At 40.9% G+C, this 7,603-nt stretch carries 8 protein-coding genes and 10 tRNA genes; 17 read left to right on the forward strand and 1 reads right to left on the reverse strand.

Annotated features, from left to right (window positions below; all coding sequences use genetic code 11):
* The first annotated feature begins 4 nt into the window (after positions 1 to 4).
* The 6 genes from PQ474_RS20565 to PQ474_RS20590 all read left to right on the forward strand — a co-directional run bounded on the left by PQ474_RS20565 (position 5) and on the right by PQ474_RS20590 (position 5,636).
* Positions 5 to 1,015, forward strand: coding sequence for a PP2C family protein-serine/threonine phosphatase (locus PQ474_RS20565; protein WP_273847365.1), 1,011 nt, complete (start codon positions 5 to 7; stop codon positions 1,013 to 1,015).
* 53 nt (positions 1,016 to 1,068) lie between these two features.
* Positions 1,069 to 1,392: an STAS domain-containing protein gene (locus PQ474_RS20570; RefSeq protein ID WP_273847367.1), complete on the forward strand. Its 324-nt coding sequence runs from the start codon at positions 1,069 to 1,071 to the stop codon at positions 1,390 to 1,392.
* Complete coding sequence (gene rsbW / locus PQ474_RS20575; RefSeq protein WP_273847370.1) at positions 1,389 to 1,874, forward strand: anti-sigma B factor RsbW; 486 nt, start codon at positions 1,389 to 1,391, stop codon at positions 1,872 to 1,874. The genes PQ474_RS20570 and rsbW overlap by 4 nt, the downstream gene beginning before the upstream one ends.
* Complete coding sequence (gene sigB, locus PQ474_RS20580) at positions 1,837 to 2,622, forward strand: RNA polymerase sigma factor SigB (protein ID WP_273847373.1); 786 nt, start codon at positions 1,837 to 1,839, stop codon at positions 2,620 to 2,622. Before rsbW ends, sigB begins: the two co-directional genes overlap by 38 nt.
* Positions 2,622 to 3,221: a SpoIIE family protein phosphatase gene (locus PQ474_RS20585; RefSeq protein WP_273847375.1), complete on the forward strand. Its 600-nt coding sequence runs from the start codon at positions 2,622 to 2,624 to the stop codon at positions 3,219 to 3,221. The genes sigB and PQ474_RS20585 overlap by 1 nt, the downstream gene beginning before the upstream one ends.
* A 231-nt stretch (positions 3,222 to 3,452) precedes the next feature.
* On the forward strand, positions 3,453 to 5,636 hold the full coding sequence (locus tag PQ474_RS20590; protein ID WP_273847377.1) for a Tex family protein: 2,184 nt from the start codon (positions 3,453 to 3,455) through the stop codon (positions 5,634 to 5,636).
* 48 nt (positions 5,637 to 5,684) lie between these two features.
* Here PQ474_RS20590 and cmpA read toward each other — a convergent pair whose 3' ends face one another.
* Positions 5,685 to 5,810, reverse strand: a complete 126-nt coding sequence (gene cmpA / locus PQ474_RS20595; protein ID WP_273847379.1) for a cortex morphogenetic protein CmpA — start codon at positions 5,808 to 5,810, stop codon at positions 5,685 to 5,687.
* 105 nt (positions 5,811 to 5,915) lie between these two features.
* Here cmpA and PQ474_RS20600 point away from each other — a divergent pair, with 105 nt between their 5' ends.
* The 11 genes from PQ474_RS20600 (at position 5,916) to PQ474_RS20650 (ending at position 7,461) form a co-directional block, all read left to right on the forward strand.
* Positions 5,916 to 6,365 (forward strand): SprT family protein, encoded by a 450-nt coding sequence (locus tag PQ474_RS20600; protein ID WP_273847380.1) that lies wholly within the window; start codon positions 5,916 to 5,918, stop codon positions 6,363 to 6,365.
* 122 nt (positions 6,366 to 6,487) lie between these two features.
* Positions 6,488 to 6,562 (forward strand) — tRNA-Asn (locus PQ474_RS20605).
* 1 nt (position 6,563) lies between these two features.
* Positions 6,564 to 6,654, forward strand: a tRNA-Ser gene (locus PQ474_RS20610).
* Positions 6,655 to 6,670: 16 nt separating this feature from the next.
* Positions 6,671 to 6,745: transfer RNA gene (locus tag PQ474_RS20615), tRNA-Glu, on the forward strand.
* Positions 6,746 to 6,785: 40 nt separating this feature from the next.
* Positions 6,786 to 6,861 (forward strand) — tRNA-Val (locus PQ474_RS20620).
* Positions 6,862 to 6,868: 7 nt separating this feature from the next.
* Positions 6,869 to 6,945 (forward strand) — tRNA-Asp (locus PQ474_RS20625).
* A 9-nt stretch (positions 6,946 to 6,954) separates the two neighbouring features.
* Positions 6,955 to 7,036 (forward strand) — tRNA-Leu (locus PQ474_RS20630).
* Between the two features lie 32 nt (positions 7,037 to 7,068).
* Positions 7,069 to 7,155 (forward strand) — tRNA-Leu (locus tag PQ474_RS20635).
* A 25-nt stretch (positions 7,156 to 7,180) separates the two neighbouring features.
* Positions 7,181 to 7,257, forward strand: a tRNA-Pro gene (locus PQ474_RS20640).
* A 12-nt stretch (positions 7,258 to 7,269) separates the two neighbouring features.
* A tRNA-Gly gene (locus PQ474_RS20645) sits at positions 7,270 to 7,343 on the forward strand.
* A 41-nt stretch (positions 7,344 to 7,384) separates the two neighbouring features.
* Positions 7,385 to 7,461: transfer RNA gene (locus PQ474_RS20650), tRNA-Ile, on the forward strand.
* The last annotated feature ends 142 nt before the right edge of the window (positions 7,462 to 7,603 follow it).

The following is a 7,603-nucleotide window of genomic DNA, read 5'->3' on the forward strand; positions in this document are numbered from 1 at the left end:
TTCTATGGAACAGGCTGTTCAACATTTAGAAATCACTTATAAGGAAATAGTAAAAACATTTTTACATCGAAAAAGTGAACTAGGTTTATATGAAGCTCAGCAGTTCAGTAAAGTTTTGCTTGAACACCAGATTTCTCCTGAGGAACTAGTGAGTGTACACCGAGCTGTTTTGGAAGAGTTATTTCCTGCAGTACCTGAAGAAGTAATAGATTCATTCGATTTGCTACTCGAAGTCATGATGGGATATGGTCTAGCTTATCGTGAGCATCAGAGTTTAAGAGATCGACAACTTAAATTAGAATCTGAAATAGATGTAGCAGCTGATATGCAGCAGACACTTCTGCCAAAGGCTATTCCCGAGACAGACTGTCTTGATATCGGGGTCATTAGCGTACCAGCTTATAAAATGAGTGGGGATTATTATCACTATATTAAAGATGAACAGGGCTGTGTAGGGATTGCGATTGCAGATATTATTGGAAAGGGCGTACCAGCGGCTCTATGTATGTCGATGATTAAATACGCAATGGATAGCTTGCCTGAACAACCTTTGCAACCTGCAGCATTACTAGAGAATGTGAATCGTGTGGTAGAACAAAATGTTCATGATAGTATGTTTATCACGATGATGTATGGATCATATAACACAATCAACCATGAGTTTCATTATTCTGGTGCTGGTCATGAACCTGGCTTTTTGTACCGAGCTGCAGAAGACCAGTTTAAAGAGCTTTGTGCAAAAGGGATAGTCCTTGGTGTTTCTAAAAAACCTCAGTATCGAGAATACTCAAAAAAGATTGAGGTAGGAGATTTTATTGTATTTCTTTCCGACGGAGTAACGGAATGTCAAGTAGGAGACCGGTTTATTGAACGTGAGGAAATCGTGACTTTTATTCGGAAATATATGCATTTATCTGCTCAAGAGCTAGCTGACAACGTATATCGAGAGCTTGCTAGCCTTCAAAAATTCACATTAAGAGATGATTTTACTTTAATTATCATAAAGAGAGTTTAACGATCTATTTTTTGTGGTATAGAGTATATAGATAAAGGTGAGGAGGAAATACATTGAATTTAACTATACGTCAAGAGAACATGGTTAATATGACGATTCTATTCTTGTCAGGGGAAATTGATGCCTACACAGCACCGAAACTGCGTGAGGAATTAATGCCTCTTACTGAACTGGGAAAAAGCATAAAAGTTGATTTAACCGACGTCCATTACATTGATAGTACAGGCTTAGGGATTTTTATTGGCGCCTTAAAGGCCACTCATATTCATAAAGGTGATTTAGTCCTTGCGGGGATGTCTGAGCGAATTCGCCGTCTCTTTACAATTACAGGTCTAAATGAAGTTATTACAATTGAAGAGGAGGAGGCGACAAAATGAAACAACATGAGGCAGACCACATTCAAATGAGTGTTCCAGCAAAGCCGGAATATGTTGGGGTTGTCCGTTTGACTGTTTCTGGAATTGCCAATCGAGTTGGCTTTTCTTACGATGATATAGAAGATATGAAGATTGCGGTTGCAGAAGCATGTACCAACGTCGTAAACCACGCTTATGAGGAAGGGGGAGTGATGAATGTCTCCTATTTCTTATATGATGATCGGTTGGAGATCGTTGTAGCGGATCGAGGACAGAGCTTTGATATTGGAAGTGTTCGTGAAAAACTTGGACCTGTAGATCCAAACCGACCAGTAGTGGATTTAAAAGAAGGTGGATTAGGTTTGTTCCTAATTAATACCTTAATGGATAAAGTGGAAATTAACGATGAATCAGGTATTGTTCTTATTATGACGAAGTTCCTTCATGGAGATGAGGTGGAACGAGATGTCGAACGAATCTCACAGACACAACCAGAACAATGAAGAAGTGTATGTATGGATTGAGCAGTATCAAAAGTTTGATGACTCCGACGCGCAATTAAATCTGGTTAGGTATTATGAGGCGTTAGTTCGCTCTTTATCAAGGAAGTTTTCTAAAGGTCGAGACTATGAAGAAGATATGTTTCAAGTGGGTATGGTAGGACTCCTTGCGGCTCTCAAAAGGTATGATGCTAGTTTCGGGAGGAGCTTCGAGTCTTTCGCTGTTCCGACCATTGTGGGAGAAATTAAAAGGTTCATCCGAGATAAGACATGGAGCGTTCATGTACCTAGGCGAATTAAAGAGTTAGGGCCAAAGATTAAACATGCCGTAGAAGCATTAACGATTGAATTGCAGCGTTCTCCTTTAGTCCATGAATTAGCTGACTACCTACAGGTTTCTGAAGAAGAAGTGTTGGAGACGATGGAAATGAGCAAAAGCTATCAAGCTCTTTCAGTTGATCGATCACTTGAAGCGGATCAGGAAGGTGGAGAGGTGACCTTGCTAGATCTAGTTGGAAATGAAGACTCAGGATTTGAAGAGACCGATCAAAGAATTATGCTTGAGAAAGCATTCGATGTATTAACTGAACGAGAAAAGCAAATCATGATCTATACGTATTTTAACAACTGTAGCCAGAAAGAAACAGGGGACAAGCTCGGGATCTCCCAAATGCACGTTTCACGTTTACAACGTAAGGCACTCGAAAAATTAAGAGATTCAATCAAAATAGAGCCCTCGGAGATTTTATAGTGGTTACTTATTATCAAGATGAGAATTTAGAAGTAGCTGCCTTTGAACGGGCAAAGCCGGGGAATAGTTGTTCAGGCGATGCCCACGTTGTGATTCAAACTGATAGGTACACCATATGCGCAGTAGTTGATGGTTTGGGGAGTGGTGGAGGTGCATCTCAATCCTCTCAAGCAGCTGTCGATATGATCAAGGCGCGCCAGGAGCTAAGTGTCCATCAGATTGTTAAAGCGTGCAATGAGGCTCTATTTAATAAAAGAGGCGCCGTGTTAACGGTTATAAAAATTGAGTACGATACCAAGAAGATTAGCTATTGTAATCACGGAAATATTGGTTTTGTGATGTATTTAACGGATGGGACAACTTTAGAACCGATACCTACAAGAGGGTACTTATCTGGGAAAAAACAACAAATTAAAAGCTCTTCTTTGCCGTATGTAAGTGGTAGCACCTTTGTCATGTACTCAGACGGATTGAAAAAGCGTCCTGATAAAAATAGGATGCTTCGGATGAAGTCTCCTAAAAGCGAATGGGAATCTATCTTTTTAAGTGGGAACTACGCTGCAGACGATGTAACCATTCTTGTAGGGAAATTAATTTAACAAGTGCCGACTGTTGAAGAGTCGGCACTTGTTAAATTTGTTTTAAGGGAAGGGATAGCTGCTTGAGCATCTATCTCACCCTTTTTCTATACATGCTTATAGAGGTGGCTCTAAAATAGATCCTTAGACAATGGATTTCATTTATTTAGAGTTGCCTTTTTTTAGTGTGTCCTTCTTTCAATGATAACTTATGCTATGATGACTATAATCAACTGATAATGAGGTGTTGGAATGAACGAGGCAAAACAAGGCGAGACGATTTTAACGATCGCTAAAGAATTGAATGTAAAGCAAACCTACATAGAGCAACTAATTAAACTAGTAGAAGAAGGGAATACGGTCCCTTTTATAGCTAGGTATCGCAAAGAAATGACAGGTGGTCTTGACGAAGTTCAAATTCGAACGATCGTTGAAAAATGGGAGTATGCGAATCAATTAGCCAATCGCCAAGAGGAAGTTATCCGTTTAATTGATGAACAAGGTAAATTAACAGTTGAATTAAGCGTTAAAATCCAAAATGCAAAAAAGCTTCAAGAAATTGAAGATTTATACCGTCCGTACAAACAAAAACGCAGAACGAGAGCGACTGTTGCCAAAGAGAAAGGTCTTGAACCATTTGCAACGTGGCTATTTTCTCTACCAAAAACGGGAAATGTGGAAGAAGAAGCGGCTAAATACATTAATGAAGAATTTGAGTTATTAACGAATGAAGACGTCACCCAAGGAGCGCAAGATATCATTGCGGAATGGATTTCAGATGATGCTGAGTTACGGAAAGCGATCCGATTAGCAGGCTTTAAAGATGGGAAAATGAAAACAGCGGTAAAAGATCAAGAAGCGGATGAGAAAGCGATCTTTGAAATGTACTATGAATACGAAGAGGCGATTAAAGCGATTGTACCTCACCGAATTCTCGCGATGAATCGTGGAGAAAAGGAGGGAATTCTCCGGGTTTCATTAGTGTTTCCGGGAGATCGAATTATTGAAAATATTAAACGTAAAGTAATCAGTTATCCTCATGCCCCGACTGCAGCTGTTGTCGCAGAAGCGATTGAAGATGGTTATAAGCGTTTAATCGAACCTTCTATTGAACGAGATATCCGAAATGAGTTAACAGAAAAAGCAGAAGAACAGGCGATTCATATCTTCTCAGAGAACTTACGACAATTGCTTTTACAACCACCAATGAAGGACAAGATTGTATTAGGTGTCGACCCTGCTTATCGGACAGGTTGTAAACTTGCTGTAATTGATGCAACTGGTAAAGTGCTTGATATTGCTGTTATTTATCCAACGCCACCACGTAATGAGATCGAGAAAGCAACGGAAACGGTAAAAGCGCTTATTAAAAAACATTCGGTTGAAATGATTGCGGTTGGAAATGGTACAGCTTCTAGGGAGACGGAGCAATTTATTGCAGATGTGATCAAGCAATTAGATCAGTCCGTCTATTATTTAATTGTCAATGAGGCAGGAGCAAGTGTTTATTCCGCATCGGAATTAGCGAGGGAGGAATTTCCTGATTTAAAGGTTGAGGAAAGAAGTGCAGTCTCTATCGCTAGACGTCTTCAGGATCCTTTAGCGGAACTTGTAAAAATTGATCCTAAATCAGTAGGGGTTGGACAATATCAGCATGATGTATCGCAAAAACGCTTGAACGAATCTTTAACGTTTGTAGTTGAGACGGGGGTTAACCAAGTAGGAGTTAATGTGAACACCGCATCGATTTCCTTATTGCAATATGTATCAGGTCTATCCAAGGCAGTGGCAACAAATATTGTAAAGCGCCGTGAGGAAGAAGGGCGTTTTACAAACCGTAAGCAATTAAAGAAAATCCCTCGTCTTGGGGCGAAGACGTATGAACAAGCGATTGGATTTCTTCGTATTCAGGAAGGGGAACAGCCACTTGATGCGACGGCTATCCACCCTGAGAGTTATAAAGAAACTGAAAAATTGCTGAAATATATAGGAGCGACAGTCAAGGATATTGGGACGGAGAAAGTGAGAGAGGAGTTACAAGCTATCAACTTTTCAGAATTAGCAGCGGAGCTTGAAGTGGGGACTCCAACATTGAAGGATATGGTAGACAATTTGATTCGTCCTTCCAGAGACCCACGTGATGAAATAGCGAAACCTTTGTTAAAGCAAGATGTCTTGAAAATGGAAGATTTGCAAGTTGGAATGGAATTACAGGGGACCGTTCGAAATGTTGTCGATTTCGGTGCCTTTGTGGATATAGGTGTTAAACAAGACGGCTTGGTTCACATCTCCAAGTTAACAAATCGTTTTATCAAACATCCGCTAGAAGTGGTAACGGTCGGTGATATTGTTACGGTTTGGGTAGAGCAAGTTGATACCCAAAAAGGGCGAGTTTCTCTAACGATGAAAAAGCCGGAAACGCAAATTCATTCATAAACTAATGAAAAAGGTGACTTAACCTCTTGGGTTAGTCACCTTTTTTTGTTATGATTGAACCTCTTCTGTCTCTCTCTCCTTGTAATAGAACCAACATTGGTTTAAAACTTTTATTTGATATCTGTCTTTTTCCAAATAGGCCTGCTTTAATTGTTGTCTTAGCCACATAGGCATAGGCAACCATCTCCTTAACAACTTAATCGATTTAGATTATTATATGTAAGAGGGTTTGTCATAGTTGAAGGATTGGTGTAATTTATGGATGAAAAAAATAAGTTAATGACAGATGATCAGCTACAACAGTTAGTTGAACAAGTCTCTATAGACTATTTTCAATGGCCGTTTAAGCACAGGGCGATGTTTAATAAGCGACTTCGAACAACAGGTGGACGCTATTTACTTAGGAGTCATAATATTGAAATTAATCCTAAGCAGCTCGCTTTCTTTGGAGAAGAAGCCTTGATTGGTATTATTAAACATGAACTTTGCCATTATCATCTTCATTTGCAACGGAGAGGTTACCAGCATCGAGATGATGACTTTAAAGCACTTATGAAGAAGGTAGGTGCTCCTAGATTTTGTGAGATGATTCCGGGAACACAAAAAACGATTCAGGCACTTCATGTTTATAAGTGTGTAGTGTGTGCTCTTGAATATAGAAGAAAGCGTAGAATAGATGTACGAAAGTTTGTTTGTGGAACGTGTAAAGGAAAACTTAAAAAAATATAAAAATCACTCTTGCATTTTAAAGTTATCCTATGCTATATTATAGGAGTCGCTGAACGAGTCGACCAAATAAAGTGTTGACAACTTAATTGTTCTGTTATAGAATGTTCAAGTCGGCATCACATTCCACAGTAGCTCAGTGGTAGAGCAATCGGCTGTTAACCGATCGGTCGTAGGTTCGAGTCCTACCTGTGGAGCCATGGAGAAGTACCCAAGTGGCTGAAGGGGCGCCCCTGCTAAGGGTGTAGGTCGTTTACGCGGCGCGAGGGTTCAAATCCCTCCTTCTCCGCCATTGTTTTCTTTTAAGTGGCCCGTTGGTCAAGCGGTTAAGACACCGCCCTTTCACGGCGGTAACACGGGTTCGAATCCCGTACGGGTCACCAAATTATTATTTTATGAAACTAGTAATAAGTAAGATTATATGGAGGATTAGCTCAGCTGGGAGAGCACCTGCCTTACAAGCAGGGGGTCGGCGGTTCGATCCCGTCATCCTCCACCATTATATTGGTCCGGTAGTTCAGTTGGTTAGAATGCCTGCCTGTCACGCAGGAGGTCGCGGGTTCGAGTCCCGTCCGGACCGCCATTTACCTTTGCGGGTGTGGCGGAATTGGCAGACGCGCTAGACTTAGGATCTAGTGTCTTATGACGTGGGGGTTCGACTCCCTTCACCCGCACTTATCTTTACTTTTAATTTTAGGGTGTTAACGCGGTTGTGGCGGAATGGCAGACGCGCTAGGTTGAGGGCCTAGTGGGGGATAACCCCGTGGAGGTTCGAGTCCTCTCAACCGCACCATTTTTTATAAGGTGTTATTTTAGAACGGGAAGTGGCTCAGCTTGGTAGAGCACCTGGTTTGGGACCAGGGGGTCGCAGGTTCAAATCCTGTCTTCCCGACCATCGTTTTTATATGCGGGTGTAGTTTAGTGGTAAAACCTCAGCCTTCCAAGCTGATGATGTGAGTTCGATTCTCATCACCCGCTCCAATTTCAAAAAAGAGATTTGGTTCTTTTTTTATGCCTTTTTTGGGCCTGTAGCTCAGCTGGTTAGAGCGCACGCCTGATAAGCGTGAGGTCGGTGGTTCGAGTCCACTCAGGCCCACCAAAAAAAGTTGTTGACATTTGAAACAACTGATAGTAATATTTAAAAGGTCGCCACAAGCGACAACGAGTTCTTTGAAAACTGAACAAAAGCCAAGCGAAAAGAGAAAACATGATTTTCTCGTCAATTTTTAGCAATTTAGTAA

It is taken from the genome of Halalkalibacter alkalisediminis, assembly GCF_028610705.1.
Taxonomy (GTDB): Bacteria; Bacillota; Bacilli; order Bacillales; family Bacillaceae_D; genus Halalkalibacter; species Halalkalibacter alkalisediminis.

Excerpts from the sequence above, each read along its gene's own strand:
- cmpA (WP_273847379.1), bottom strand. The coding sequence starts at position 5,810 with ATGCCTATGTGGCTAAGACAACAATTAAAGCAGGCCTATTTGGAAAAA.
- PQ474_RS20600 (WP_273847380.1), top strand. The coding sequence starts at position 5,916 with ATGACAGATGATCAGCTACAACAGTTAGTTGAACAAGTCTCTATAGAC.
- PQ474_RS20565 (WP_273847365.1), top strand. The coding sequence starts at position 5 with ATGGAACAGGCTGTTCAACATTTAGAAATCACTTATAAGGAAATAGTA.
- sigB (WP_273847373.1), top strand. The coding sequence starts at position 1,837 with ATGTCGAACGAATCTCACAGACACAACCAGAACAATGAAGAAGTGTAT.
- rsbW (WP_273847370.1), top strand. The coding sequence starts at position 1,389 with ATGAAACAACATGAGGCAGACCACATTCAAATGAGTGTTCCAGCAAAG.
- PQ474_RS20590 (WP_273847377.1), top strand. The coding sequence starts at position 3,453 with ATGAACGAGGCAAAACAAGGCGAGACGATTTTAACGATCGCTAAAGAA.